At 70.8% G+C, this 26,370-nt stretch carries 25 protein-coding genes and 1 tRNA gene; 19 read left to right on the top strand and 7 right to left on the bottom strand.

Translation table 11 applies throughout. The features are described from left to right. Positions 1-3: 3 nt before the first annotated feature. From K3N28_RS22280 to K3N28_RS22245, 8 genes are all read left to right on the top strand, one after another. Entirely contained in the window at positions 4-357 is a 354-nt protein-coding gene (locus tag K3N28_RS22280; protein WP_228094961.1) for a histidine triad nucleotide-binding protein, read from the top strand. A gap of 183 nt (positions 358-540) precedes the next feature. Then, positions 541-1,587 (top strand): PhoH family protein, encoded by a 1,047-nt coding sequence (locus K3N28_RS22275; protein WP_374209861.1) that lies wholly within the window; start codon positions 541-543, stop codon positions 1,585-1,587. Further along, entirely contained in the window at positions 1,565-2,038 is a 474-nt protein-coding gene (gene ybeY, locus K3N28_RS22270) for an rRNA maturation RNase YbeY (protein WP_228094959.1), read from the top strand. The genes K3N28_RS22275 and ybeY overlap by 23 nt, the downstream gene beginning before the upstream one ends. Before the next feature lie 6 nt (positions 2,039-2,044). Continuing rightward, positions 2,045-3,349, top strand: coding sequence for a hemolysin family protein (locus tag K3N28_RS22265; protein WP_228094958.1), 1,305 nt, complete (start codon positions 2,045-2,047; stop codon positions 3,347-3,349). Continuing rightward, on the top strand, positions 3,342-3,695 hold the full coding sequence (locus tag K3N28_RS22260) for a cytidine deaminase (protein ID WP_228094957.1): 354 nt from the start codon (positions 3,342-3,344) through the stop codon (positions 3,693-3,695). The genes K3N28_RS22265 and K3N28_RS22260 overlap by 8 nt, the downstream gene beginning before the upstream one ends. Beyond that, positions 3,688-4,587 carry a GTPase Era gene (gene era / locus K3N28_RS22255; RefSeq protein ID WP_228094956.1) on the top strand — a complete coding sequence of 300 codons (900 nt, stop codon included), beginning with the start codon at positions 3,688-3,690 and terminating at the stop codon, positions 4,585-4,587. The genes K3N28_RS22260 and era overlap by 8 nt, the downstream gene beginning before the upstream one ends. Positions 4,588-4,756: 169 nt before the next feature. Continuing rightward, positions 4,757-4,833, top strand: a tRNA-Met gene (locus K3N28_RS22250). Between the two features lie 173 nt (positions 4,834-5,006). Further along, positions 5,007-5,177: a hypothetical protein gene (locus K3N28_RS22245; RefSeq protein WP_228094955.1), complete on the top strand. Its 171-nt coding sequence runs from the start codon at positions 5,007-5,009 to the stop codon at positions 5,175-5,177. A 38-nt stretch (positions 5,178-5,215) separates the two neighbouring features. On the opposite strand, the gene K3N28_RS22240 is transcribed toward K3N28_RS22245, so the two are convergent. After that, positions 5,216-6,193 (bottom strand): LacI family DNA-binding transcriptional regulator, encoded by a 978-nt coding sequence (locus K3N28_RS22240; protein ID WP_374209860.1) that lies wholly within the window; start codon positions 6,191-6,193, stop codon positions 5,216-5,218. Between the two features lie 236 nt (positions 6,194-6,429). Here K3N28_RS22240 and iolC point away from each other — a divergent pair, with 236 nt between their 5' ends. The 10 genes from iolC to K3N28_RS22190 all read left to right on the top strand — a co-directional run bounded on the left by iolC (position 6,430) and on the right by K3N28_RS22190 (position 18,907). Further along, complete coding sequence (iolC, locus tag K3N28_RS22235) at positions 6,430-7,407, top strand: 5-dehydro-2-deoxygluconokinase (RefSeq protein ID WP_228094953.1); 978 nt, start codon at positions 6,430-6,432, stop codon at positions 7,405-7,407. Next, the gene (locus K3N28_RS22230) at positions 7,397-8,269 is read left to right on the top strand and encodes an aldolase (RefSeq protein ID WP_228094952.1); all 873 of its coding nucleotides are present in this window, start codon (positions 7,397-7,399) and stop codon (positions 8,267-8,269) included. The genes iolC and K3N28_RS22230 overlap by 11 nt, the downstream gene beginning before the upstream one ends. Beyond that, entirely contained in the window at positions 8,266-9,156 is an 891-nt protein-coding gene (gene iolB, locus K3N28_RS22225; RefSeq protein WP_228094951.1) for a 5-deoxy-glucuronate isomerase, read from the top strand. Before K3N28_RS22230 ends, iolB begins: the two co-directional genes overlap by 4 nt. Beyond that, on the top strand, positions 9,146-11,038 hold the full coding sequence (iolD, locus tag K3N28_RS22220) for a 3D-(3,5/4)-trihydroxycyclohexane-1,2-dione acylhydrolase (decyclizing) (RefSeq protein ID WP_228094950.1): 1,893 nt from the start codon (positions 9,146-9,148) through the stop codon (positions 11,036-11,038). The genes iolB and iolD overlap by 11 nt, the downstream gene beginning before the upstream one ends. An 11-nt stretch (positions 11,039-11,049) precedes the next feature. After that, entirely contained in the window at positions 11,050-12,546 is a 1,497-nt protein-coding gene (locus K3N28_RS22215) for a CoA-acylating methylmalonate-semialdehyde dehydrogenase (RefSeq protein WP_228094949.1), read from the top strand. 24 nt (positions 12,547-12,570) lie between these two features. Further along, positions 12,571-13,524 carry a TIM barrel protein gene (locus K3N28_RS22210; RefSeq protein ID WP_228094948.1) on the top strand — a complete coding sequence of 318 codons (954 nt, stop codon included), beginning with the start codon at positions 12,571-12,573 and terminating at the stop codon, positions 13,522-13,524. Between the two features lie 39 nt (positions 13,525-13,563). Next, the gene (locus K3N28_RS22205; RefSeq protein WP_228094947.1) at positions 13,564-14,571 is read left to right on the top strand and encodes a Gfo/Idh/MocA family protein; all 1,008 of its coding nucleotides are present in this window, start codon (positions 13,564-13,566) and stop codon (positions 14,569-14,571) included. Positions 14,572-14,703: 132 nt separating this feature from the next. After that, complete coding sequence (locus tag K3N28_RS22200) at positions 14,704-16,200, top strand: family 43 glycosylhydrolase (RefSeq protein WP_228094946.1); 1,497 nt, start codon at positions 14,704-14,706, stop codon at positions 16,198-16,200. 104 nt (positions 16,201-16,304) lie between these two features. Next, positions 16,305-17,753, top strand: coding sequence for a family 43 glycosylhydrolase (locus tag K3N28_RS22195; protein ID WP_228094945.1), 1,449 nt, complete (start codon positions 16,305-16,307; stop codon positions 17,751-17,753). Positions 17,754-17,869: 116 nt separating this feature from the next. Then, a complete protein-coding gene (locus K3N28_RS22190; RefSeq protein ID WP_228094944.1) occupies positions 17,870-18,907 on the top strand; it encodes a TRM11 family methyltransferase in 1,038 nt (345 codons plus the stop codon). A 90-nt stretch (positions 18,908-18,997) separates the two neighbouring features. Here K3N28_RS22190 and K3N28_RS22185 read toward each other — a convergent pair whose 3' ends face one another. The 4 genes from K3N28_RS22185 to K3N28_RS22170 form a co-directional block, all read right to left on the bottom strand. Continuing rightward, positions 18,998-20,269, bottom strand: coding sequence for a phytase (locus tag K3N28_RS22185; protein WP_228094943.1), 1,272 nt, complete (start codon positions 20,267-20,269; stop codon positions 18,998-19,000). 93 nt (positions 20,270-20,362) lie between these two features. Then, positions 20,363-22,447, bottom strand: a complete 2,085-nt coding sequence (locus K3N28_RS22180) for an iron ABC transporter permease (RefSeq protein ID WP_374209859.1) — start codon at positions 22,445-22,447, stop codon at positions 20,363-20,365. Between the two features lie 5 nt (positions 22,448-22,452). Further along, complete coding sequence (locus K3N28_RS22175; RefSeq protein ID WP_228094941.1) at positions 22,453-23,445, bottom strand: iron-siderophore ABC transporter substrate-binding protein; 993 nt, start codon at positions 23,443-23,445, stop codon at positions 22,453-22,455. A 13-nt stretch (positions 23,446-23,458) separates the two neighbouring features. Next, the gene (locus K3N28_RS22170) at positions 23,459-24,283 is read right to left on the bottom strand and encodes an ABC transporter ATP-binding protein (protein WP_304608754.1); all 825 of its coding nucleotides are present in this window, start codon (positions 24,281-24,283) and stop codon (positions 23,459-23,461) included. A 262-nt stretch (positions 24,284-24,545) separates the two neighbouring features. On the opposite strand from K3N28_RS22170, the gene K3N28_RS22165 reads away from it, so the two are divergent. Further along, a complete protein-coding gene (locus K3N28_RS22165) occupies positions 24,546-24,821 on the top strand; it encodes a helix-turn-helix domain-containing protein (RefSeq protein WP_228094940.1) in 276 nt (91 codons plus the stop codon). Between the two features lie 51 nt (positions 24,822-24,872). On the opposite strand, the gene K3N28_RS22160 is transcribed toward K3N28_RS22165, so the two are convergent. Then, on the bottom strand, positions 24,873-25,148 hold the full coding sequence (locus K3N28_RS22160) for a Smr/MutS family protein (RefSeq protein WP_228094939.1): 276 nt from the start codon (positions 25,146-25,148) through the stop codon (positions 24,873-24,875). Positions 25,149-25,157: 9 nt separating this feature from the next. Beyond that, entirely contained in the window at positions 25,158-26,075 is a 918-nt protein-coding gene (locus K3N28_RS22155) for a cation diffusion facilitator family transporter (protein ID WP_228094938.1), read from the bottom strand. Positions 26,076-26,370 lie beyond the last annotated feature (295 nt).

The raw sequence follows: 26,370 nt of genomic DNA, 5'->3' as shown, positions 1-26,370 counted from the left end.
GGCATGATCGACGCCGACTGCCTCTTCTGCAAGATCGCCGAGGGAGCGATTCCCTCCACCAAGGTCCGCGAGACCGAACGGGTCCTCGCCTTCCGCGACCTCTACCCCAAGGCGCCCACGCACGTCCTGGTCATCCCCAAGGACCACTACGCGAACGTCGCCGAACTCGCCGCGGCCGACCCCGCCCTCGCCGGCGAGGTCCTGGCGGTCGCCGCGCGGGTCGCGGCCGATGACGGCATCCAGGAGACCGGCTGGCGCCTGTTCGCCAACACCGGTGAGCACGGCGGCCAAGACGTGTTCCACGTGCATTTCCACGTGGCGGGCGGCAAACCGCTCGGACCCATGCTCTCGGCCTGAAATCACAGCGCCGCATCGTTTTCTCGTTGTCCGTCGTCGCAGGCAGCAACTACCATTGAGGTATGTCAGACAGCGGCTCCAGGGCCGCTGGAACGCTCATTGCGGAAGCAGGTGGCGATCAGCGCTAACGGGCGAAGCCCATGGCACGCCCGCCGCCCGCCACCACTCGAACAGGAGTAGACACTGAATTCCGACCGATCCGATGCACTCGCCGAGGACACCTCGACGGCCACGTCCACGATCACCGTCGGTGACCAGAGCGCGCTCATGGCACTGCTGGGCCGCGCCGACGAGAACCTGCGCTACATCGAACGCCGCAATCCCGGCGTCGACCTCCACGTGCGCGGTGACACGATCACCCTCACCGGCCTCAACGGCGCGCTGCACGCCGCCGAACGACTCGTGAAGGAGCTGCTCGCGTTGGTCGAGAACGGCGAGAACGTCGACCCCGACATCATCAGGCGCACTGAGGACATGCTCAAGTCCGCCCCCGAAGAGCGGCCCGTGGACGTCCTCACGCAGAACATCGTCTCCAAGCGGGGCAAGGCGATCCGACCCAAGACGCTCGGCCAGAAGCGCTACGTCGAGGCCATCGACGCGAACACGATCGTGTTCGGCATCGGCCCCGCCGGCACCGGCAAGACCTACCTCGCCATGGCCAAGGCCGTGCAGGCGCTGCAGGCGAAGGAGATCAACCGGATCATCCTCACCCGACCCGCCGTCGAGGCCGGCGAGCGGCTCGGCTTCCTGCCCGGCACGCTCTTCGAGAAGATCGACCCGTACCTGCGCCCGCTCTACGACGCGCTGCACGACATGATCGACCCCGTCTCGATCCCGAAGCTCATGGAAGCGGGCACGATCGAGGTCGCGCCCCTCGCATTCATGAGGGGGAGAACACTTAATGATGCATTTATCATTCTCGATGAGGCGCAGAACACCACGCCCGAGCAGATGAAGATGTTCCTGACCCGGCTCGGCTTCGGGTCGAAGATCGTCGTCACCGGCGACGTCACCCAGGTCGACCTGCCGAACAACGCCACCTCCGGCCTGCGGGTCGTGCGCGACATCCTCGAAGGACTCGACGACGTCCACTTCGCCGTCCTCCGGTCCGAAGACGTCGTCAGGCACCAGCTGGTCAGCGATATCGTGAACGCCTACGAGAAGTGGGACGCCAAGCTCGGCGATCCCGGGAAGCAGCGAGGAAACCGTGGGCATCGAGATCATCAATGAGTCCGGGCGGGAGGTCGACGAGTCGGGCATCCGCTCCGTCTCCGACTTCGCCCTCAACGAGATGGGCGTCAACCCGCTCGCCGAGCTCTCGGTCCTCGTCGTCGACATCGAGCACATGACCGAGCTGAACAAGCGCTGGATGGGCGGCACCGGGCCCACCGACGTCCTCTCGTTCCCGATGGACGACGCCATGCCCGGCCGCCCCGACTCCTCCGAGCCGGGCACGCCCATCCTCGGCGACCTCGTCCTCTCGCCCGAAGTGGCCGAGGCCCAGGCCAAGGAGGCCGGGCACTCCACGGCCGACGAGATGCACATGCTCACCGTCCACGGGGTGCTCCACATCCTCGGCTACGACCACGCCGAACCCGAGCAGGCCAAGGAGATGTTCGGCCTGCAGAACCGGCTGCTCGACGCCTGGCGCGCCAAACGCGACGCCGCAGCGGAGAGTTAGGCCGCGATGATCCCGTATTCGCTCCTGGCCGCGGCGGCCGCACTGACCGCCGTAGCCGGGGCCGCGGCCATGATCGACTCGGCGCTCGCCGCCGTCTCGCCCGCCCGCACCGCGGAGCTCGCCGAGCAGCGGCAGCGCGGCGCCGAATCCCTGCTCCGCATCATCGACGAGCTGCCCCGGCACGTCAACCTCCTCATCCTGCTGCGCCTGGCCTGCGAAGCCGCCGCGATCGCGATAGTCGCCGTCGTGGCCTTCGACTCCTGGAACGACTCGTGGCTCGCCGTCGGCCTCTCGGCCGCGATCATGACCGTCGTGTCCTTCGTCGCCATCGGCGTCGGGCCGCGCACGCTCGGACGCCAGCACGCCTACCCGATCGCGCTCGCCGTGGCCGGGCCCGTGGCCCTGCTCGGCACCGCCCTCGGGCCGTTCGCGAAGCTCCTCATCCTCGTCGGCAACGCCGTCACCCCCGGCAAGGGCTTCCGCGAGGGCCCCTTCGCGACCTCCGAGATCGAGATCCGCGAGATGGTCGACGCCGCCGAGGCCCAGGGCACCGTCGACCACGAGGAGCGCGACATGATCGCCTCCGTGTTCGCCCTGGGCGACACCGTGGCCCGCGAGGTCATGGTCCCGCGCACCGCGATGGTGTGGGTCCCGGCCGACATGTCCGCGGCCGAGGCCGAGCAGGTCGCGCTCCGCTCGGGCTTCTCGCGCATCCCGGTCGTGGGGGAGGACCTCGACGACGTGCGCGGCGTGGTCTACCTCAAGGACCTCGTGCGCCTGGACGACCGCGTGAACCCGGCGGTGAGCGAGGTCATGCGCGCGGTCTCGTTCGTCCCCGACTCCAAGCCCGTGGACGACCTCCTGCGGGAGATGCAGACCGCCCGCATCCACATCGCCACGGTCGTGGACGAGTACGGCGGCACCGCCGGGCTCATCACCATCGAGGACATCCTCGAGGAGATCGTCGGCGAGATCACCGACGAGTACGACAACGAGCTGCCCCCGGTCGCCTGGCTCGACGACCGCACCGCCCGCGTCACCGCCCGGCTGTCCGTCCAGGACCTCGCCGAGCTGTTCGGCGTGGACCTGCCCGAGCTCGACGTCGACACCGTCGCCGGGCTGCTCGCCGCCGAACTCGGGAAGGTCCCGCTCGCGGGCGACCGGGCGCGGCTGGGCGGGCTCGAGCTGACCGCTGAAGGTACCGTTGGCCGCCGCAACCGGATCGAGACGGTGCGCGTCACGCGCCTGCCCGACGCCGACGGCGCGCAACCGGCCGCCGCGAACGATGAGAGGCACGAGATCAATGTCTGACCTGACCGCAGCCGGCACGTCCGTCGAGGACCTGGACGCCGAGGACGCGAAACTCGTCACGCTCGCCCGCGGCGCCGCGGGCCGGGTCCAGCAGACCACCGGCGCGGCCGTGCGCGACGGCATCGGCCGCACCTACGCCTCGGCGGCGGTCGACCTCCCGTCCCTCAAGCTCACCGCGCTCCAGGCGGCGGTGGCCCAGGCGTTCGCCGCGGGGGCCGACGGACTGGAGGCCGCCGTGGTCTTCGGCGCGACCTCGGACGAGGACGGCCTGCGGGCCGCCAAGGAGATCAGCGCCGACCTGACCGTGTACGCCGTGGTCCGCAAAGAGGTGACCCGTCTTGCCTAGCAACGACTTCCATGCAGGCTTCGCCTGCTTCGTGGGCCGCCCGAACGCCGGCAAGTCCACACTGACCAACGCGATCATGGGCCAGAAGATCGCGATCACCTCCAAGCGCCCGCAGACCACCCGCCACGTGGTCCGCGCGATCCTGCACCAGCCCGACTCCCAGCTCATCCTGGTCGACACGCCCGGTCTGCACCGCCCGCGCACCCTCTTGGGCGAGCGGCTGAACGACCTCGTCCGCCAGACCTGGTCCGAGGTCGACGTCATCGGCCTGTGCCTGCCCGCCAACGAGAAGCCCGGCCCCGGCGACAAGTTCATCTCCGGTGAGATCGCCAAGCTCGGAGCGAAAGTGGTCGCGGTCGTCACCAAGATCGACCTCGTCGGCAAGGACGCCCTGGTGCGCCACCTGACGAACGTGGCGGCGCTGGGCGAGTTCGCCGACATCGTGCCCGTCTCGGCCAAGACCGGCGAGAACCTCGACGAACTGGTCGGCGTGCTCTCGGGCCACCTGCCCGAGTCGCCGCAGCTGTACCCGGACGGGATGATCACCGAGGAGCCCGAGCGGGTCATGATGGCCGAGCTCATCCGCGAGGCCGCCCTCGAAGGCGTCCGCGACGAGCTGCCGCACTCCCTCGCCGTCGTCATCGAGGACATCGAGGACGAGGAGTCCGAGGGCGGGCCGCGCAAGAAGATCTGGGCCGAGATCTACGTCGAGCGCGACAGCCAGAAGGGCATCATCATCGGCAAGGGCGGCGAGCGCCTCAAGCGGGTGGGCACCAAGGCCCGCAAGGGCATCGCCCAGCTCATCGGCGGCCGCATCTACCTCGACCTGCACGTGCGGGTCGCCAAGGACTGGCAGCGGGACCCGAAGATGCTCGAACGCCTCGGCTTCTAGCGCACCGATTTGCAGCGCACCGCCGCGGCGGCCCGGATCCCGAAAGGGGCCCGGGCCGCCGCCGTTCACCCGGCCCTCGAGCGAAACCCCAGGTGAACAAGCGGTGACTGCGCTCACGGACCCCGCTGTGGCAGACCGCGATCGGGGTCATGTACTCTTTAACTACCGACGCGGGATAGAGCAGCTCGGTAGCTCGCCAGGCTCATAACCTGGAGGTCGGTGGTTCAAATCCGCCTCCCGCTACCAACGAAGACCCGGTTTCCTCGAGAGAGGGAGCCGGGTTTTTTCGTGTCCAGCGGCCTGCGTGCGGAACGCGCGGCAGCGGGCCCGCGCCCGGGTGCATCGGCGCTGCGCGGGGTTGAGGGGGCCTCGCACGGGGCATCCTTATCGCCCTGCTCCTGAGCCCGTGGAGTTGCCCGATGCGTGCCCTGGTCATCCCTGCCGTCCTCGCCGTCCTTCTCATGGGGGTCGGTTTCTCGAACGAATCCCTGCAGTACCTGCTGGTCTTCGGCGTGCTCGCCTTCGTCGCCACGGTCGTGGCCGCGACCCGGCTGGCCCGCCGCCGATGCCTGCCCTCCGACCCCGAGTAGCGCTGCCGAGCGCTCGACCCCGTCAGTCCCCCGCCGGGCTACCCCGGCGGGGCGGTGGTCGCGCGGATCACGAGTTTGGGTTCGAGGACCACTTCGCGGCCGGGCAGGCCCGCGTTCTCCAGGCGTTCCACGGCGCAGCGGACGGCGTGTTCGGCGATGCTGGCGGTGTCCTGACGGACGGTGGTGAGGTTGATGTGCGACAGGTGCGAGAGGTGGCTGTCGTCGTAGCCGACGATGGAGACCTGGCCGGGGATGTCGACGCCGCCGCTGCGCAGGGCGTGCATGAGGCCCATGGCGCAGCGGTCGTTGCTCGCGAGGACCGCGGTCGGGAGCGCGTCCTCGCCGAGGAGGAGCATGCCGGCGTTGATGCCGGCGTTCTCGTCGTGCGCGCCGGGGATCACGCGGATCTGGTCGGCGAGACGGTGGCGGCGCATCGCGGCGCGGTAGGCGCTGCGGCGGTCGGACGAGCCGGGGCCCTTGCCGCCGTCGATGTGGACGATGCGGCGGTGGCCGAGTTCCACGAGGTGGTCCACGGCCTGGCGGACGCCCTTGGTCTCGGCCGTGTGGACGCTGTCGACGCCCGGGGTGCCGGACTTGCGGCCGATGACGACGGTGGGGTTGGTCCCGGCGATGCGTTCGATGTACGGCGCGTCGGAGTCGGAGCCGAGGAGGATCAGGGCTTCGCAGCGGTGTCCGAGGAGCGCTTCGATGGCCTTCTGGCCGTCGCGGCCGGGCGCGATGGCCGAGAGCAGGACGTCGTAGCCGAGCTGCTCGGCGATGGGGTAGACGGCCTTGACGAGTTCGGCGTGGAAGGGCTGGTCGAGGTCGATCATGACGCCGATGGCGGCGCTGCGGCCGCGCGCGAGCATCTGGGCGGCGCTGTCGGGCCGGTAGCCGAGTTCGTCGGCGGCCCGCAGGACCCGCTCGCGGGTCGCGGCTCCCGCGCCGGGGCGGCCGCGGAGCACCAGCGAGACGAGGGTGCGGGAGACGCCGGCCTTCGCGGCGACGTCGGCCATGGTCACGCGCGGGCGGGCCGGTTTACCCGCATCGTGCTGGGGGCCAAGCGCTTCGTCCAACGTCCCTCCCTCATGCGATGTGCCGGCGATGACATGAGTTTATTTCCGCCGCACTCGTCCGCTTGACGCGCGGGCCTGGAAGTGAGTATATTCCAGTTCACTGTCGCGCGACAGTAACGCGCGACAGTGAAGCGCTCCAGAGCAGGGCTGAACAGGGACGACACGAGGGGGTGCCCGTGGCCGCGACGCAGGCCGACGGCGAGGCGTACGACCTCGTCACCATGGGACGGGTGGGCGTCGACGTCTACCCCCACCAGATCGGCGTCGGCCTGGAGGACGTGGAGTCCTTCGGGAAGTTCCTGGGCGGCAGCCCCACGAACGTCGCCGTCGCGGCGGCCCGCTACGGGCGCCGCACCGCGGTGATCACCAAGACCGGCGCCGACCCCTTCGGCCGCTTCGTCCGCAAGGCCCTGCGCGGCTACGGCGTCGACGACGCCTTCGTCGGCACCTCGGAGGCCCTGCCCACCCCGGTCACGTTCTGCGAGATCTTCCCGCCCGACGACTTCCCGCTCTACTTCTACCGGCTGCCCAAGGCCCCCGACCTGGACATCGATCCCGCCGAGCTGGACTTCGACGCCATCCGGGCCGCGAAGGTCTTCTGGGCGACGGTCACCGGTCTCTGCCAGGAGCCCTCGCGCTCGGCGACGCTCGCCGCGCTCGAAGCGCGCGGCAAGGCGGGCGTCACGGTGCTCGACCTGGACTACCGGCCGATGTTCTGGGACTCGGCCGAGGACGCCCGCGAACAGGTGCGCCGGGCGCTCCCGCACGTCACCGTGGCCGTGGGCAACCGCGAGGAATGCGAGGTCGCCGTCGGCGCCCGCGACACCCCCGCCGAGGCCGCGCGCGCCCTGCGGGAGGCGGGCGTCGCGCTCGCCGTCGTCAAGCAGGGTCCGAAAGGCGTGCTCGCGCTCGACGACACCGGGCAGGTGGAGGCGCCGCCGGTCCCGGTCGACGTCGTCAACGGCCTCGGCGCGGGCGACGCCTTCGGCGGCGCGCTCGTCCACGGCCTGCTCGCCGGCTGGGAGGCCGAGCGGATCATGCGCTTCGCCAACGCCGCCGGCGCGCACGTCGCCGGCGCGCTGGCCTGTTCCGACGCCATGCCCACCGAATCCGAAGTGGAGCTCAAGTTGACCGAGGTGGCGAATGCGCGCTGACCTGCTGGCCGAACTGGCCCGGACGCGGCTGACCGACCCGGCCGCGATCCGCAGGGCCGCCGACGCCCGCAAACGGGCGTCGAGCCCGGTGGGCCCGTCCGGCAAGTGCTTCGTCATCGCCGCCGACCACCCCGCGCGCGGCGCGCTCGGCACCGGCGGCGACCCGATGGCCATGGCCGACCGCGGCGACCTCCTGGACCGGCTGCGGACCGCGCTCGAGCACCCCGGCTGCACCGGCGTCCTGGCGACCGCGGACGTCCTGGAGGACCTGCTGCTGCTCGGGGCCCTGGACGGCAAGGTCGTCTTCGGTTCCATGAACCGCGGCGGCCTCGCCGGAGCGGCCTTCGAGATCGACGACCGCTTCACCGGGATGCGCGCGGACGCCATCGAGCGCATGGGCTTCGACGGCGGCAAGATGCTCACCCGGATCGACTTGGCGGACGACCGCACCGCGCCCACCCTGGAAGCCGCCGCCGAAGCCGTCGACGCGCTCGCCGACCGCGGCCTGGTCGCGATGGTGGAGCCGTTCCTCTCCCGCCGCGAGCACGGCAGGATCGTGAACGACGTGACGACGGAGGGGGTCGTCACGTCGGTCGCGATCGCCTCGGGCCTCGGCTCGACCTCGGCCCGCACGTGGCTGAAGGTGCCGACCGCGCCCGACATGGCACGCGTCGCCGCCGCCTCGACGCTGCCGATGGTCGTCCTCGGCGGCGAGGTCGCCGACCTGGACGTCCAGCGCGAGTCCTGGGCCGCGGCCCTGGCGTTGCCCAATGTGGTCGGTCTGACCGTCGGCCGGTCGCTCCTGTACCCCGCGGACGGCGACGTCGCCGCCGCGGTCGATGCGGCGGTGAGCCTGCTGTGAACCGCCATCACCTCCCCGCCGAGTCCACCGCCGCGGGCGACTACGCCGCGGTCGTCACTCCCGCGACCGCCGGCTGGACCTACTCGGGCCTGAAAGTGCTCGAACTCGGGCCCGGGCGCACCCACACGTTCGCCACGGGCGACGCCGAGACCTTGGTCCTGCCGTTGTCCGGAAGCTGCACTGTCGCGTGCGACGGCCGGTCCTTCGACCTCGCAGGCCGCCGAAACGTCTTCAGCCGCGTGACCGATTTCGCCTACGTCCCCCGAGACGCCGAAGCGACGGTCGCCAGTGCCGGAGGCGGCCGTTTCGCCCTCCCCTCCGCCCGATGCGACCGGCGCCTCCCGTTCCGCTACGGCCCCGCCGAAGACGTCCCGGTCGAGCTGCGCGGCGCCGGCCGGGCCTCGCGGCAGGTCAACAACTTCTGCACCCCCGGCCACTTCGACGCCGACAAGCTCATCGCCTGCGAGGTCCTCACGCCCGGCGGCAACTGGTCCTCCTACCCGCCGCACAAGCACGACGAGGCGAGCGACCACGAGGCCGAACTCGAGGAGATCTACTACTTCGAGGTCGCCCCGGGACCGCTCGGCCCCGGCTTCGCCTGGCAGCGCGTCTACGGCACGCCCGAGCGGCCGATCGAGGTCAGCGAGGAGGTCCGCTCCGGCGACGTCGTGGTCATCCCGCACGGCTGGCACGGCCCCAGCGCCGCCGTCCCCGGCTACGACCTCTACTACCTCAACGTGATGGCCGGCCCCGGCGAGGAGCGCGCCTGGCGCATCAGCGACGACCCCGCCCACGGCTGGATCCGGTCCACGTGGACCCCTGACGACCTCGATCCGCGACTGCCGCTGTCCTCGGCCGTCGAGAAGGAGCGCGACGATGCCGCTTGAGACCGTGCCGACCGTCCGGCTGACGACCGCCCAGGCCCTCGTCCGCTTCCTCGCCGCCCAGCACGCCGAGCGCGACGGGATCGAGCAGCGCCTCATCCCCGGCGTGTGGGGCATCTTCGGCCACGGGAACGTCGCCGGACTCGGCCAGGCGCTCCTCCAGGCCGCCCGCACCGGCGAGGCCGATCTCCCGTATCACCTCGCGCGCAACGAGCAGGCCATGGTCCACGCCGCGGCGGCGTACGCGAAGATGCGCGACCGCCTCCAGACCTTCGCCTGCACGGCCTCGACCGGACCGGGCTCGACCAACATGATCACCGGTGCGGCGCTCGCCACCGCCAACCGGCTGCCGGTCCTGCTGCTGCCCTCCGACATGTTCGCCTCACGCGTCCCCGACCCGGTGCTCCAGCAACTCGAGGACACCCGTGCCGGTGATGTGTCGGTGAACGACGCGTTCCGGCCCGTCTCGAAGTACTTCGACCGCGTGAGCCGCCCCGAGCAGCTGATCCCGGCCGCGCTGGCGGCGATGCGGGTGCTCACCGACCCGGTCGAGACCGGCGCGGTCACGCTGTGCCTGCCGCAGGACGTGCAGGCCGAGGCCTTCGACTGGCCCGTCGACTTCTTCCGGCGACGCGTGTGGCGCGTCGGCCGGCCCGCCCCCGAACCGGCGGCGGTCCGACGGGTCGCGGCGCTGCTGCGCTCGGCCGAGCGCCCGCTGATCGTCGCCGGCGGCGGCGTGGTCTACAGCGGCGCCATGGCCGAGCTGCGGGCGTTCGCCGAGGCCACGGGCATCCCGGTCGCCGACACCCACGCGGGCAAGGGCGCGATCCCCTGGGACCACCCCTCGGCCGTGGGCGGCCTCGGTGCGACCGGCACGTCGGCGGCGAACGCGCTTGCCGCGGAAGCCGACGTGGTGCTGGGCGTCGGGACGCGGTACTCGGACTTCACGACCGCCTCGCACACGGTCTTCGCCGCCCCGGACGTCACGTTCGCGAACCTGAACGTCGCACGGCTCGACGCCGCCAAGCACGCGGCCGAAATGCTCCTGGCCGACGCCAAGTCCGGGCTTGCGGCGCTCGCCGAGGCACTGGAGGGCTGGAGCGTCGGCGACGACTACCGCGCCGAGGCCCTCCGACTCGCCGACGAGTGGCGCGCGACCGCCGACCGGTGCCTCCGCCTCGGCCACGGGCCGCTGCCCGCGCAGACCGAGATCCTCGGCGCGCTGGGCGAGGTCCTCGACGACGCGGACGTCGTGATCAACGCGGCCGGGTCCATGCCCGGCGACCTCCAGATGCTCTGGCGCGCGAGGGACCCGAAGGCCTACCACGTCGAGTACGCCTACTCCTGCATGGGCTACGAGATCGCCGCCGGGGTCGGCGCGAAGCTGGCCGCCCCCGAACGCGAGGTCGTGGTCCTGGTCGGCGACGGCTCGTACCTGATGCTCTCCTCCGAGATCGCGACCATGGTCGCCGAGGGCCTGAAGGCGATCATCGTGATCGTCCAGAACCACGGCTTCGCCTCCATCGGCGCCCTCTCCGAATCCCTCGGCTCGCAGCGCTTCGGCACCGCCTACCGCTATCGCGACGACGAGTCCGGGCTCCTCGACGGCGACGTGCTCCCCGTCGACCTGGCCGCCAACGCCGCCAGCCTCGGCGCCGACGTGATCAGCGCGAACGGCGTCGCCGAGTTCCGCGAGGCCCTCCGCAAGGCCAAGGCGAACCCGCGGGTCACCGTGGTCCACGTCGAAACCGACCCGCGGGGCCCGAACCCGCCCGGCTCGGCCTGGTGGGAAGTCCCGGTGAGCGAAGTGTCCGAACTGGACTCCACCCGCACCGCCCGCGCCGAATACGACGCCCATAAGCGCCACCAGCGCCACTACCTCTGAGGGGACCAGCAGTGACCACCATCGAGCACTGGATCGGCGGCAAGCCCGCCGCCGGGGAGTCCGAGCGCTTCGCGCCCGTCTGGAACCCGGCCACCGGCGAGGAGCAGGCCCGCGTCCGCCTCGCCACCGAGTCCGATGTGGATGCCGCCGTGCGGGCGGCGAAGGACGCCTTCACCTCCTGGAGCCTCCAGTCCCTGTCCAACCGCTCCCGGATCATGTTCCGCCTGCGGGACCTCGTGGAGCGCCACGAACTGGAACTCGCGAAGCTCGTCGCCGCCGAGCACGGCAAGGTCGTCGACGACGCCCGAGGCGAGATCGTGCGCGGCCGCGAGGTCATCGAGTTCGCCTGCGGCATCACCGCCGCGCTCAAAGGCGGCTTCTCCACCGACGTCTCCAGCGGCGTCGACTCCTACGACTTCCGCCAGCCGCTCGGCGTCTGCGCCGGAATCACCCCGTTCAACTTCCCGGTCATGGTCCCCATGTGGATGCACCCCATCGCGATCGCCACCGGGAACACCTTCGTCCTCAAACCCAGCGAGCGCGACCCCTCCGCGAGCCTGCTCATCGCGCGGCTCTACGCCGACGCCGGCCTGCCCGACGGCGTGTTCAACGTCGTCAACGGCGACAAGACCGCCGTCGACGCCCTGCTCGACCACGAGGACGTCGCCGCCGTCTCCTTCGTCGGCTCCACCCCGATCGCCAAGTACATCCACGAACGCGCCCTCCGGAGCGGCAAGCGGGTCCAGGCCCTCGGCGGCGCGAAGAACCACGCCGTCGTCATGCCGGACGCGAACCTCGACTGGGCCGCCGCCCAGCTCACCGCCGCCGCGTTCGGCTCCGCCGGGCAGCGCTGCATGGCCGTCTCGGTCGCCGTCGCCGTCGGGGACGCCGCCGACGGCCTCGTGGACCTCCTCAAGGCGAAGGCCGAGGCCGTCGTCGTCGGTCCCGGGGACGACCCCGAAGCCGAGATGGGCCCGGTCGTCACCCGGGCCGCCTGCGACCGCGTCGAGGCCGCCGTCGCCTCCGGCGTCGCCCAAGGCGCCGAACCCGTCGTCGACGGCCGCGGCCTCCGCGTCGAGGGCCGCCCCGGCGGCTTCTTCGTCGGCCCCACCGTCCTCGACCACGTCACCCCCGACATGGACGTCTACAAAGACGAGGTCTTCGGGCCCGTCCTCGCCGTCGTCCGCGTCCCGACCCTCGAAGCGGCCCTCGACCTGATCAACGCCAACCCGTACGGCAACGGCACCGCCGTCTTCACCTTCGACGGCGGCGCGGTGCGCACCTTCGAGCGCGGCGTCCACGTCGGCATGATCGGCGTCAACGTCCCGATCCCGGTGCCCACCGCCCACTACTCGTTCGGCGGCTGGAAGGACTCCCTCTTCGGCTCCAGCCACATCCACGGCCACGAAGGCGTCCGCTTCTACACCCGCGCGAAAGTGGTGACCTCGCGCTGGCCCAGGCACACCGAGTCGCAGGCCGCCCAGCTCAACTTCCCGACCTCCAGCTGACCGCCACCGCGAAGGAGACCGTCAATGTCAATGCATGGCTCGCCGGCTTCGCCGAGAGCGACGACGCCGGCGCCGAACCTCCGGCTCGGCTCGGCCCCCGACTCGTGGGGCGTGTGGTTCCCCGAGGACGACCGCCAGCTCCCGTACGACCGGTTCCTGGACGAGCTGGCCGGCGCGGGCTACGAGTGGCTCGAACTCGGGCCCTACGGCTACCTGCCCACCGACCCCGACGTCCTCGCCGACGAGGTCGGCGCACGCGGCCTGCGAGTCTCCGGCGGCACCGTCTTCGGCGACCTCCACACCCCCGCGAAGTTCGAGGAGACGATCGCCATCGTCTCCAAAGTGGCCGCGTTGACGGCCTCGCAGGGCGCGAAGCACGTCGTGTTCATCCCGCCGCTGTTCCGCGACGAGAAGACCGACGCGATCAACGACGTCACCGAATGGGACGCCGAGCAGTGGCGGACCGTCCACGCCGCGGCGAACCGCATCGGCAGGCAGATGTCCGAGGAGTACGGCGTCACGATCGCGCTGCACCCGCACGCGGACTGCCAGATCATGACCCAGCCGCAGATCGAGACCTTCCTCGACGGCACCGACGGCGACTACGTGTCCCTGTGCCTCGACACCGGGCACGTCGCCTACGGCGGCGGCGACAACGTCGACCTGATCCGCCGCTACGCCGAGCGCATCGGCTACGTCCACATCAAGCAGATGGACCCGGCGATCCTCCGGCAGGTCCGCGACGAGGGCCTCGGCTTCGGCGAGGCCGTCAAGCGCGGCGTCTGCGTCGAGCCGCCCGCCGGGGTGCCGAACCCGGCCGACATCGTCACCGAGCTCGCGAAGCTCGACGCCGAACTGTTCGTCATCGTCGAGCAGGACCTCTACCCGTGCGAACCGGACGCGCCCTACCCGATCGCCGTCCGCACCCGGCAGTACCTGAACGGCTGCGGCCTCGGCGCCCGCCACCAGCGGGCCTGACGCCGCAACCGTCCCGAACCGCAAGAAGGGAAGCAGCCCATGAGCATCCGCATCGGCGTGATCGGCACCGGCTGGATCGGCGAGCAGCACGTCCGGCGACTGACCGAGCTGGTCTCCGGGACCACCGTGGTCGCCGTCTCCGACATCGACCCGGAGCTGGCCGCCTCGGTCGCGTCGCAGGTCGGGGCGAGGGTGGTCGACTCGGCCGAGAAGCTGGTCGCGGACCCGGAGGTCGAGGCGGTCGTCATCACCTCGTGGGGACCGGTGCACGCCGAGCAGGTGCTCGCCTGCATCGAGGCGGGCAAGCCGGTGTTCTGCGAGAAGCCGCTCACGACCGACGCCGCCGACGGGCGGCGGATCATGGAGGCCGAGCAGGCCTTCGGGCGCCGCCTCGTCCAGGTCGGCTTCATGCGCCGCTACGACGCCGGCTACCGGCAGATGAAGCGGGTCCTCGACTCCGATGCGATCGGCGAGCCGCTCATGGCCCACTGCGTGCACCGCAACCCGACCGTGCGCGAGTCCTACACGACCGAGATGGCCGCCAAGGACACCGCGGTGCACGAGGTGGACGCGCTGCGCTGGCTGCTCGGCGAGGAGTTCACGTCGGTGCAGACGGTGCTGCCGCGCAAGACCCCGAAGCGGTTCGAGCACCTCCAGGACCCGCAGATCTTCCTGTTCGAGACCGCTTCCGGCGCGCGCGTGGACGTCGAGGTGTTCGTGAACTGCCAGTACGGCTACGACATCCAGTGCGAGATCGTAGGGGAGGACGGCGCGGTGCGCCTGCCCGATCCGGCCGCGCCGCTCGTGCGGCACGCGGGCCAGGCGAGTTTCCCTGTGCTGCAGGAGTTCGGCGACCGCTTCACCGAGGCCTTCGACGTGGAGCTCCAGGAGTGGGCCGACCGCGTGGCGGCCGGGCGGGAACCGACCGGCCCGAATTCCTGGGACGGCTACGCCGCCACAGTGGTCACCGACGCGGCCGTCCAGTCGCTGCACACGGGCGCGCCCGTACCGATCGACCTGGGCGAACGGCCGGACTTCTACGCCTAGCGGGCGACAGCGGGGGAGCGGGAGACGGCGATGCCGTCTCCCGCTTTTGTTGCGCGGTGTCTTGTGTATCGATCCATGTGTCCGGTAACATCGAGACTTCTCGATCCCTCACTTTGAGAGATAGGTACCCACATGAGCACTCCCCCAGTGCGGCGCCGACGCCGATCCTGGTTCGCCGGGCTCGCGGCCGCCGCCATCGCGGCCGCGGGCCTGGCCTTCCTGACGCCGTCCGCCTCCGCCGCCGTCGACACCACCGCGAACTACGTCCTCACCAGCCGCCACTCCGGCCTCGTCCTCGACATCGACGGCGCCTCCACCGCCGACAACGCCGGCCTCGTCCAGTGGAACCGGACCGACGCCACCAACCAGCAGTTCCGCTTCATCGACGCGGGAGGGGGCTACTACCGCATTCAATCCCGGCACAGCGGCAAAGTCCTCGGCCTGCAGAACCAGAACACCGCCGACGGCGCCAACGTCGTCCAGGAGACCGACGCCAACGCCACCGACCAGCAGTGGCGCGTCACCGAATCCGGCGGCTACGCCACCTTCGTGAACCGCCTCTCCGGCAAGGGACTCGACGTCTGGGAATGGTCGACCGCCGCCGGCGGGCGCATCTCCCAGTACACCGTCACCAACGCCGCCAACCAGCAATGGAGCCTCAGCGTCGTCGGCGGCGGCAACCAGCAGCCCCAGCCGAACGACTGCGCCGGCGGCCCCACCCAGCCCCCGAGTCTCGGCGGCTCCCTCGGCGCCCACGACCCCTCGCTGTGGGCCGGATGCGCCGGCCAGCCGTGGTTCGTCTACGCCACCGGAGACATCCGCTTCAGTGACGGCAACATCCCGATCCTCCGCTCCACCAACGGCGGCCGGACCTGGCAGAACGTCGGCTACATGTGGAGCACCAAGCCCGCATGGACCCGGCAGCAGATCCCGGGCGTGGAGAACCTGTGGGCGCCCGAGATCCACTACGACGCCGCCCAGGGCCTCTACTACGTGTACTACTCGGCCTCGACCTTCGGCGCCCAGCGCTCGGCGATCGGCGTGGCCACCAGTCCGACCCTCGACCCGTCCGCACCCGGCTTCGGCTGGACCGACCGCGGCGTCGTCATCCAGTCCTACAACGGCAACGCCTACAACGCGATCGACCCGGACATCATCGTCGACGCCTCCGGCAAGCGCTGGATGGTCTTCGGCTCCTGGCAGCAGGGCATCCACATCGTCGAACTCGACTGGCCCTCCGGCAAACCCAAGGCCGGCGCCACCCCGATCCGCCTCGCCACCAAGGGCGGCGGCATCGAAGGCCCCACGATGATGCAGCGCGACGGCTACTACTACCTGTTCACCTCGATCGGCACCTGCTGCGCCGGGGCGGACTCGACCTACAAGATCACCGTCGGCCGCTCCACCTCGCCGACCGGTCCGTTCGTCGACGCCTCCGGCGTCGACATGCGCAACGGCGGCGGCACCGTCGTCCTCAGCGCCTACGGCACCAACGTCGCCGCGGGCGGCCAGGACATCCACAGGGGATTCATCGCCTACCACGCGTACAACAGGAACGACGGCTTCGCGCTCGACATCGAACAGATCCAATGGAACTCGGCGGGCTGGCCCGTCCTGGACGGGAACTGACCCCGACCGCGGGGCGTCCCGGCCGGGACGCCCCGCCCCCTCGCCTCCACCCGGCAACCCTTTGGAGCAACACCATGCTGCAACCCGTCTTCAGACGCGCACGAATGCTCATAGTGCTCGTCCTCACCGCCGCACTGACCGCCTTCGGCCTCGTCGCCGCCTCGCAGGCCCCGGCGCAGGCCGCCGTCACCCCGGGCACCTGGTACGTCATCACCAGCGCCCACTCCGGCCTCGCCCTCGACGTCAAGAACGCGTCGACGGCCGCCGGAACCGAACTCACCCAATGGAACCGCACCGACGCGACGAATCAGCAGTTCCGGTTCATCGACTCCGGCGGCGGCTACTACCGCATCCAGGCCCGGCACTCCGACATGGTCCTCGACGTCTACGAATGGAACGCCGAGGACGGCGCCACCATCGCGCAGTGGACCGACGTCGGCGGCACCAACCAGCAGTGGTCCGTCCGGGAGCACTCGGACGGCACCCACAGCTTCGTCAACCGCTTCTCCGGCAAGGCCCTCGACCTGTGGGAATGGTCGACGACCGCGGGCAGCCGCATCTCGCAGTACACCTACAGCGGCTCGGACGCCCAGAAGTGGCGGCTCAACGCCGTCGGCGGCGGCTCACAGAACACCCTGTCCAACCCGATCCGCAACAACGGCGCCGACCCCTGGATCGAATACTGGGACGGCTACTACTACATGTCCACGACCACCTGGAGCTCCACGGTCATCATGCGCCGCGCCACCACCCTGGCGGGGCTGAAGACCGCGAGCGACACGGTGGTCTGGAACGACGCGAACACCCCGAGCCGCTGCTGCTCGCACTGGGCGCCGGAGTTCCACCGCATCAACGGCACCTGGTACCTGATGTACACCTCCGGGAACTCGCAGACCAACCTCGACGGGCAGAAGCTCCACGTGCTGCGCTCGACGAGCGGGACCCCGATGGGGCCGTACGAGTTCATGGGCACGCCGCTGCCGAACCAGTGGAACATCGACGGCACCTACCTGGAGGTCAACGGCGGCCTCTATCTGATGTGGAGCGAATGGGTCGGCGCGGACCAGTCGATCCGGATCGCGGCCATGTCGAACCCGTGGACGGTGACCGGCTCGCACGCCACCATCTCGCGGCCCAGCCATAGCTGGGAGACCGTGGGCGCGCGGGTGAACGAGGCCCCGGCCGTGCTCCAGCACAACGGGCGCACGTTCGTGACCTTCTCGGCCTCCTCGTGCAACACCCCGGACTACAAGCTGGGGCTGCTCGAACTGACCGGCTCGAACCCGCTCTCGGCCTCGTCGTGGACCAAGAAGTCCACGCCGGTGTTCCAGCAGGCCAACGGCGTCTACGGCCCGGCGCACAACGGGTTCTTCACCTCGCCGGACGGCACCGAGCACTGGCTGGTCTACCACGGCAACACCTCGGCCGGCCAGGGCTGCGGCGATACACGGCAGACACGGGTGCAGAAGTTCACGTTCAATGCGGACGGCACGCCGAACTTCGGCTCGCCGATCGCCAACGGCGTGACCTTCCCCGCTCCATCCGGGGAGTGACCGCCGCCCGGTTCCGCGTCCGCCCGCGTCCTTGCTAAGGTCGCGCTCATCAAGGCCCCGGCCTGCAGGCCGGGGCCTTCTCCGTGTCCGCCCAGCAGTGCAAGGTTCACAAGTTCATGCAGCAGTACGCGATGCTGATATCGCCCTCCGCCAACCGCGTGTACGCGCGCACCGCCGCCAGGATGGCGGCGAACGAGATCCGGGTCTTCAGCGAGCACGCCCTCGACGGCGTGATCGAGGACGTCGAGGAGACCGCCCTCGGCGGCGTCCCCTACCTCGTGTTCCGCTCGGACACGCTCACGGACCGGGACCTGCGGCTGCTCGCCAACCTGTCCTCGCTGTACGCGCTGTTCGCGGTGCGCGACCGGCTGCTGGAGCCGCTCGCGGTCGAGCGGCTCGACCGCTACGACGACGACCTGGTCTCGATCCTCAAGTACGTCGGCAAGACCAACGAGCAGTTCACGAAACTCCTGCTCAACGTCACCGCCGCGGTCGCCCTGCCACCGGACCGGATCCTCGGCGGCGGCGTCAAGGTCTTCGACCCGATGTGCGGACGGGGGACGACGCTGAACCAGGCCGCGATGTACGGCTGGGACGGCTTCGGCGTCGAGGTCGACAAGCGCGACTTCGAGGCCTACAGCGGTTTCGTGCCGCGCTGGCTGAAGGACAAGCGCCTCAAGCACTCGGCGGTGTCCAGCCGCGTGAAGCGCGACGGCCGAGCGCTGGGCCAGCGCACGCGGGTCGAGTTCGCGGCGACGAAGGAGCGGTATCGCGACGGGGACCTGCAGGTCCTCGAGATCGTCAACACGGACACGCTGCGCAGCGGCGAGGTCTTCAAGAAGCGCGCGTTCGATCTGATCGTGACGGACGCGCCGTACGGCGTGCAGCACGCGGCGGTGAAGGACTCCCGGGCCCTGACGCGACGGCCCACCGAGCTGCTGGAGGCGTCGATCCCGGTCTGGACGGAACTGCTGCGCCCGGGCGGCGCGATCGGCGTCTCCTGGAACACCCACGTGACCGAGCGGGCGGCGCTGGCCGCGATGCTGGAGGCGGCGGGGCTCGCGGTCTGCGACTCCGAGCCGTTCCACGACTTCGAGCACCGGGTCGACCAGGCCATCAACCGCGACCTCATCGTCGCCCGCAAGCCGCGGTGAGCGGCACGAGCGCCTCGTGAGGGGCGCCGGCTCCCGTCCCCGCCGAGCGCCGCCGAGTCCTGGGGTGCTCGGCGGCGCGGTCAGCGGCGGTCAGTGGCGGCCGCGGGCCGTCTTCAGGCCGAAGTCGGTGTGCTCCACGACGTCCTCCCACGCCACGAACTTGAAGTTCGTGCTCGACTCGTCGTCGCCCTCCGGGGTGTTGTCGCCGTCCTGCACGACCAGGAGGCCGCCCTCGAAGCCGGGGAGGTCGACGTTCACGACATCGGCGCCGTCGCTGTGCTGGGTCGAGTCGACCTCGCCGTCCCCGATCGCGAACGATCCGAGGTACTTGTTGCCGCCTTCGATCCGATAGACCGCGAACGTGTCGTCGCCCTGGCTCGAGGCCAGCAGGTAGCCCTTGCCGCGGCCGGTGCGGTAGATCGTCAGGCCCTCGATGTCCGTGCGCAGCACCGAACCGCCGTACCCGGGGTTCGGGCCGTACTCGCACTCGTCGGTCTCGGCGTCGTACTCGCCCGGCACACCGAACTCGATCGCGGTGTCCACCAGCTGCGGTTCGCCCGTGAGGTCCGCGTTCACCTTCCAGATCCCGACGAGCTCCTGCCCGAGGTAGGCCACGCCGCGGGTCCGGTCGACCACCATGCCCTCGACCTGCGCGTACTCGCCCGGGTCGTCGCACGGGGCCCACGTCGAGCCGTCCGGCATCGCGAACTCGGCGGGCAGCGCGAGGGTCCGCACGAGCTCCCAGCCGACGTGGTCCTCGCCGACGGCCACCAGTTTCAGCAGCGCCACTTCGGTTTCGGCGTTGCGGCTGACGAGCGCGTACGCGCCGGTCCGGTCGGTCCAGGTCGTCAGCCCGTACGCGGTGTGGGCCTCGTTGATCGCCTCCTGGGACTCGGAGAAGATCGGCGTTCCTTCGGGATCGGTGACGTCTTCCAGCTCGCCGTCCTCGATCGCGAAGACGCCCAGCGTGTCCATGCCGCGGTCGGAGGCCACCGCGAGGTCGACCCGCTCGCCGTCGAGTTCGAAGCCGTGCACGATGTCGACGTTGTTGTACCGACCGGGTTTATCCTCTTCGGACGGCGCGGGTCGCGGTTCGATGTGCTGCACCTCTTCGCCGTCGAGGTCGTAGACGTAGATCCCGGCCTCTTTCGCCGTGGCGATGACGAGGCTCTCGTCGGGGTCCTCGGGGTGGATCCAGATGGCGGGGTCGTCGGCGTCGGCGTCGTCCTCGTCCCACAGGGCCGGGGTCTCCAGCTGCGCGGTCACCGGTTCGTCGTCGTGGTGGTCCGCCTGGGCGGCGGTCGACACGGCGAGCACGGCGGCCGCTCCCAGCGCGGTCACGCTGGCCAGTTCCTTGAGCAAGGGGGTCTCCTCGAATCGGTGTGGTCGTCGATTCGATGGTCGGCCTTCGCGGTGAATCGTGGGTGAATCCCGATCGACCGGTCCCTCAAATGCTCACGTTCTGACGCGGGTCCTCCACAGCAGCCAGATGAAGTACGGCGTGCCGATGAGCGCGCACACGAGGCCGGCGGGGATCTGCGCGGGCGCGATCACGGTGCGGCCCACGGTGTCCGCGAGGCTCACCAGGAGCACGCCGAGGAGGATCGACACCGGCAGCACGCGCGCGTGGCGGCTGCCGACGAGGCCCCTGGCGAGGTGCGGGGCGACGAGCCCGACGAAGCCGATCACGCCCACGACCGCCACGGCGGCGGCGGTGAGCACGGCGGCCGCGCCCAGCAGGAGCAGGCGCGTGCGCTCCAGGCGGACGCCCAGGACCCTCGGGGTGTCGTCGTCGAGCGAGAGGAGGTCGATCTCCTTGCGGTGGGCGACGATCAGCGGCAGCACGACGGCCATGGCGGCCGCGAGCGGGATCAGGCGCTCGGCGGTCCTGCCGTAGGTCGTGCCGGACAGCCACGTCATCGCCTTCGGCGTGTTCCACGGGTCCGACGCGAGGATGATCAGGGTGATCGCGGCCATCCCGATCGACCACACGCCGATGCCGATGAGGACGAGGCGCGAGGTGTCGAGGCCACCGCGCCAGGCGAGGGCGTAGACGAGCGCGAACGCGCCCAGGCCGCCGACGGCGGCGGCGCCGGTGATCGGCCAGGCGCCCGCGTCCGGCAGCCAGGTGATGAGGGTGACCGCGGCGACGCCGGCCCCGGCGGTGACGCCGAGGAGGCCCGGTTCGGCGAGCGGGTTGCGGAGGATCCCCTGCGTCACCGTGCCCGCGCACGCGAGGGCGGCTCCGGCGAGGATCGCGGCGAGGACGCGCGGGTAGCGCTGGTCGATGATCCACGTGTACCCGGCGCCGGTCCTGCCCGCGAGCCAGTTCACGAGGTCGCCGCCGAGGAGCATGGTGTCCCCGGAGAGCATCCCGGCGATCAGCGCCGCGAACGAGGCGGCCGTGAGGCCGCCGACGATGAGGAGGTACGCGGTCCGGCCGCGGCCTGCCGCGCCGTGGAGGATCGCGGGGCGGTCCTCCGATCCGGCGCTGGTCATCGAGCGCGCGAGCCAGACCATGACGCCCGCGCCGAGGAGCGTGGTCGTGACGCCCACGGGGATCTCGATGCTCTTGTCGGCGCCGAGGATCGCGCGGACGGCGAGGTCGGCGCCGACGATGACGAGGGCGCCGCACAGCGCGGCGAACGGGATCAGGATCCGGTGCGCGAGGAGGACGGGGATCCGCCGTGCGATCTGGCGGGCGATCACGGGCGCCGCGAGGCCCACGAAGCCGATCGGCCCGGCCACCGTGACCGCGCACGCGGCGAGCAGGAGCGAGCAGAGGACGGCGACGAGGCGGGTGCGGCGGACGTGGACGCCGAGGCTGGAGGCGGTGTCGTCGCCCAGGCGCAGCAGGTCGAGGCGCGAGCCGATGAGCATGGCCGCGGCGAGCGCGAGCAGGACGAGCGGGGCGGCCTGCGCGGAGGTGTCGAACCCGGCCAGGTTGAGGCTGCCCGAGCCCCACGCGAACAGGCCCGTCGTCTCCTCCTGGAAGAGCAGGAGCAGCAGCGACACGAGGGCGTTCGCGGCCATCGCGGTCGCCGATCCGGCGAGGATGAGCCGGGTCGTGGCCGATTCGCCGCCGCCCGCCGACAGGGCGAGCACGAGTCCCGCGGTCAGGAGCGCGCCCGTGAACGCGACGCCGATCCCCGACAGGAACGGCAGCGTGATCCCGAAGGCCGCGACGGCGGTCACCGCGAGGTACGCCCCGGCGTTGACGGCGAGCGTGTCGGGGCTGGCGAGCGGGTTGCGCGCGATCGACTGGAGGAGCACGCCGGAGGCGCCGAGGGCGATGCCGACGAGCAGCGCGCCGGTGAGCCGCGGCAGCCGCGAGCCTTCGAGGACGTGCCACACGCCCGCGTCGGCGTTGCCGGTGACCAGCCGCAGCAGGTCGCCGGCGTCGACCGCGGAGGTGCCCTGGGTGAGGTGGAGCGCCGCCAGCGCGACCAGGGCCCCGACGGTGACGGTGAAGACCGCCGCCGCGGGAAGGAGGCGCGGGGCCTTCGGGGCGGGGGCCTCCGGTCGCGCCGGCGAACTCAGGGTGCTCAACTGGCGTAGACCTCGGCGAAGTAGTCGAGGAGCGCCTCGGAGGACTTGGGGCCGCCGAAGGTCCAGACGCCGTGGGGTAGTTCATGGACCTCACCGTTCTTCACGAACTGGAGGTTCTCCCAGATGGCGTTGCCGGCCACGCCTTCGGTGAAGATGTCGCCGCCGTCGGCGTTGTTGTGGATGAACTTCATGTCGGCGTCGGTGTACTGGGCCAGGCCTTCGAGGTCGGTGGTGCCCAGGCCCCACATGCCGTCGGTCTCGCCGGTCCAGGCGTTCTCCAGGCCCGCGGCGGTGCCGAGGGAGCCGACGAGGGAGCCGGCGCCGAAGGGCCGCACGGCGACCGCGTCGCCTTCCATCCAGCCGTCCGCGAAGAGGTAGGGGACGCCGCCGGTGCCGGCGGCCTCGATCGCGTCGGCGGTCTCCTGGACCTTGGCCTCGAAGTCGGCCCAGAGGGTCTCGGCTTCGGCGGTGGCGCCGGTGAGCTCGGCGATCATGTCGACGTCGCGCTTCATGCGGTCGAGGTTGTCGGTCTCGTTGGAGCCCTCGACGACCAGGACCGGCACGAACTCCTCGATGTTGGCGATGAGCTCCTGGTCGTCGGCCTCCATGATCACGAGGTCGGCGTCGAGCCCGGCGATGGTGTCGACGGAGGGCTCCTGGCGGGTGCCGACGTCGGTGACGGTGTCGTCGAGCGGGACGGTGCCGCCGACCCAGGTCCGGTAGCCCTCGATGTCGGCGACGCCGACGGGCATGACGCCGAGGCTCGCGGCGATCTCGGTCTCGGCCCATTCGAGCGTGACGACCTTCTCGGCGGGCGCGTCGAGTTCGACGGTGCGGCCGAGGAAGTCGGTGACCGAGACCGGGCCGGCGTCGGCGTTCGTCCCGGCGTCGTCCGCGCCGTTCTCGGTGGTGCCGCACGCGGTGGCGGCGAGGAGGGCGGCGGCGACGGCCGCGGGCACGGCGGATCGCTTGAGATCGGGGAGGCGCATCGAGTTCCTTCGTTCAGTCGGTGGCGGTGCTCGCGAACCGGCGGCTGTGTCGGCCGATGGGTCGGGCCGTGAGCAGGCCGGTGGCGGGGTCGGTGTCGACGCGGATGTCGATGCCGTAAGCGGCGGTGAGGTTCTCGGCGGTGAGCACCTCGCCCGGGGTGCCGGAGGCCTTGACGCGGCCTTCCTGGAGCAGGACGGCGCGGTCGGCGACCGCGGCGGCCTGGTCGAGGTCGTGGAGGACGACGCCGACGGCGGTGCCGTGGTCGTCGGCGAGGTCGCGGATGAGGTCGAGGATCTCGACCTGGTAGCGCAGGTCCAGGTAGGTGGTGGGCTCGTCGAGGAGGAGCACGCCGGTGTCCTGGGCGAGGCAGGAGGCGAGCCAGACGCGCTGGCGCTCGCCGCCGGAGAGGGCCTCGATGCCGCGGCTCGCCATGTGGGCGACGCCGCAGATGGCCATGGCGCGTTCGATCTTGGCGGGGCCCTCCTCGTCGCCTTGGCGCCAGCGCCCGCGGTGGGGGTGGCGGCCGTAGCCGACGACGTCGATGACGCGGATGCCGCCCGGCGTGGGCCGGGACTGCGCCAGGAGCGAGACGCGACGGGCGAAGTCCTTGGGGCTCAAAGCGGCCGCGTCGGCGCCGTCGGGGAAGTCGATGCTGCCCTGCTCGGGCTTGTGGAGGCGGGCGAGGGAGCGCAGGAGGGTCGACTTGCCGGACCCGTTGGGTCCTAGGAGCGCGGTGACCTCGCCGCCGCGGAGGGCGATGTCGGCGTCGTGGACGACGGTTTCGCCGAAGTAGGCGCATCGGAGGGCGCGGCCGTTCAAGCCGGCGTCATCTGGCATATAGGCAAGGCTAACCTATGCTCTTCCGCGGCGCACCCCGACCGGTCACTGGAGCGGCGCGGGGCCGGTATGAGACGGCCCCAGTGATGAAACCCCTTCGCGCCCAAAATGATCATGGACGGGTGAGCGCTTGCATACCACGCGTAAGAGTGAAATTCGGCGCGGCGCTCTGGACTTGGCGGTGCCGGGTGGGGTCGACTGGTCCTAGGCGTCACCCGGCCGATGCACCCCGTGTCGGCTCGGCACGCCGGAGAGGACGAACATGACACCGAATGCGAAGGTGGGGCCTTCGAGTGTCGTCATCGACGATATCTGGACGGTCGAGCGCGTCAAGTCGCTCGGGGTGATGACGAATGTCGAGACGGCCGCGCAGATCCTGGGGATCGGCCGGACGGTCGCCTACCGGCTCGCGAAGGACGGACAGTTCCCCGTCCAGGTCCTTCGGATCGGCCACAGCTACCGGGTTCCGGTGCTGCGGCTGCTCGAACTGCTCGGCGCCCCGGAGGCGGGCGAGCGCGAGCGGATGCTGATCGATTAGGGGGCGCGGGAACGGCGGCGCCCACTGGGGAGGCGCCGCCGTTCCCGCCGTCTACCGCTTCTTCCGCTTGTCCTTGTGCTGGAAATGCACGAACAGCCGCCCGAAGTTCTTCGAGTCCTTGTCCACCCGGTGGTACAGGGCCTTGACCTCCTTCTGGTCGAGGAACCTGAGCACCTTCTTCTTGAGCTGGCCCGAGCCCTTGCCGGGGATGATCTCCACGAGGTCGATCTTCTTCGCGACCGCCTCGTCGATCACGTCCCGCAGGGCCTTCTCGATGAGGCCGCCCTTGTTGTAGATGTCGTGCAGGTCCAGCACCAGTTTCGCCATGGGTCGACCTTAAGCGTCGACGCGCGGGATGTCCGGCTCGATGTAGATGATCTTCGCCTTCGGCACGGCGGCGCGGATGCGCGCCTCGGCCGCGTCGATCTGGGCGGCGACCTCTTCACCGGTGACGGAGTGGGCGATGCCGACCTTCGCGGCCACGAGCAGCTCCTCGGGGCCCACGTGCAGGGTCTTGAGGTGGATGAGCTGGCTCGCGCCGTCCTGCTTGATCGCGTCCTTGATGTTCTCGATGTCCTTCAGGGTCGCGGACTCGCCGATGAGCATCGAGCGGATCTCGATGGCCAGCACGATGGCGATGAGCACGAGCAGCACGCCGATGCTGAGGGTGCCGAGGGCGTCGAAGACGACGTTCCCGGTGATCCACGAGAGGCCCACGCCGAAGAGCGCGAGGATGAGGCCGACGAGCGCGCCGATGTCCTCCAGGAGGATCACCGGCAGCTCGGGGGAGCGGGAGCCCTTGATGAACTGCACCCAGGTCTGCTCGCCGCGGACGGCGTTCGACTCCTTGACCGCGGTGCGCAGGGAGAAGATCTCGAGAACGATGGCCACGACCAGCACGACGACGGCCACCAGCGGCGCCTCCAGCCCGTGCCCGTGATCGGTCAGCTTGTGGTAGCCCTCGTAGAGGGCGTACACGCCGCCGATGGAGAACAGCACGATCGCGACGATGAACGCGTAGATGTAGCGTTCGCGCCCGTAGCCGAACGGGTGGGCCGGGCTCGCGGCCTTCCGGGAGGCCCTGCCGCCGAGGAGCAGCAGGACCTGGTTGGACGCGTCGGCGACCGAGTGGACGCCCTCGGCCAGCATCGAGGCCGAACCCGTGATCCCCGCCGCGATGAACTTGCTGATCGCGATACCCGTGTTGGCCAAGAGGGCCGCGACGATCGCCTTGGTGCCGCCTTCTGCTGACATCCGCTCGCCAATCCTTTCGTGAACGCACGCTTGTTGCGTGCGACGCAGCACGAGTCTGTCATGGGCGTGCAACCGGGCGGCGACGCCTCAGGGGCCGTCCCGCATGGTCGTCGAGGCGACAGGCGTTCGAGGTTTCGAACAGGCCGCGGGCGCTGGTATCGTTGGCGTCAAGGCGACGCCCCGGAGGCCCCGTGCTTCCGGTCAGGGCAGACGCGCGTACACCGCCAAGGGGAGCTTCCCGCTCCTCGGCCGAGCGCCTCATCGAGGCATGGAGCCCCTGTGCACGCTGAGCCCG

The organism is Glycomyces sp. TRM65418 (assembly GCF_019710475.1).
In the GTDB taxonomy this organism is placed as follows: Bacteria; Actinomycetota; Actinomycetes; order Mycobacteriales; family Micromonosporaceae; genus Glycomyces.
The sequence above is the reverse complement of the archived record's forward strand: the minus strand, read 5'-3'. Positions and strand labels throughout refer to the sequence as shown.

Coding starts and splice junctions, on each gene's coding strand:
- K3N28_RS22260 (WP_228094957.1), top strand. CDS start 3,342: ATGTCTGACCTGACCGCAGCCGGCACGTCCGTCGAGGACCTGGACGCC.
- K3N28_RS22200 (WP_228094946.1), top strand. CDS start 14,704: ATGAGCACTCCCCCAGTGCGGCGCCGACGCCGATCCTGGTTCGCCGGG.
- iolD (WP_228094950.1), top strand. CDS start 9,146: ATGCCGCTTGAGACCGTGCCGACCGTCCGGCTGACGACCGCCCAGGCC.
- K3N28_RS22175 (WP_228094941.1), bottom strand. CDS start 23,445: ATGCGCCTCCCCGATCTCAAGCGATCCGCCGTGCCCGCGGCCGTCGCC.
- K3N28_RS22210 (WP_228094948.1), top strand. CDS start 12,571: ATGTCAATGCATGGCTCGCCGGCTTCGCCGAGAGCGACGACGCCGGCG.
- K3N28_RS22165 (WP_228094940.1), top strand. CDS start 24,546: ATGACACCGAATGCGAAGGTGGGGCCTTCGAGTGTCGTCATCGACGAT.
- K3N28_RS22245 (WP_228094955.1), top strand. CDS start 5,007: ATGCGTGCCCTGGTCATCCCTGCCGTCCTCGCCGTCCTTCTCATGGGG.
- K3N28_RS22160 (WP_228094939.1), bottom strand. CDS start 25,148: ATGGCGAAACTGGTGCTGGACCTGCACGACATCTACAACAAGGGCGGC.
- K3N28_RS22265 (WP_228094958.1), top strand. CDS start 2,045: ATGATCCCGTATTCGCTCCTGGCCGCGGCGGCCGCACTGACCGCCGTA.
- K3N28_RS22280 (WP_228094961.1), top strand. CDS start 4: ATGATCGACGCCGACTGCCTCTTCTGCAAGATCGCCGAGGGAGCGATT.
- K3N28_RS22190 (WP_228094944.1), top strand. CDS start 17,870: ATGCAGCAGTACGCGATGCTGATATCGCCCTCCGCCAACCGCGTGTAC.
- K3N28_RS22170 (WP_304608754.1), bottom strand. CDS start 24,283: ATGCCAGATGACGCCGGCTTGAACGGCCGCGCCCTCCGATGCGCCTAC.
- K3N28_RS22240 (WP_374209860.1), bottom strand. CDS start 6,193: ATGGCCGACGTCGCCGCGAAGGCCGGCGTCTCCCGCACCCTCGTCTCG.
- K3N28_RS22230 (WP_228094952.1), top strand. CDS start 7,397: ATGCGCGCTGACCTGCTGGCCGAACTGGCCCGGACGCGGCTGACCGAC.
- K3N28_RS22155 (WP_228094938.1), bottom strand. CDS start 26,075: ATGTCAGCAGAAGGCGGCACCAAGGCGATCGTCGCGGCCCTCTTGGCC.
- K3N28_RS22205 (WP_228094947.1), top strand. CDS start 13,564: ATGAGCATCCGCATCGGCGTGATCGGCACCGGCTGGATCGGCGAGCAG.
- K3N28_RS22195 (WP_228094945.1), top strand. CDS start 16,305: ATGCTCATAGTGCTCGTCCTCACCGCCGCACTGACCGCCTTCGGCCTC.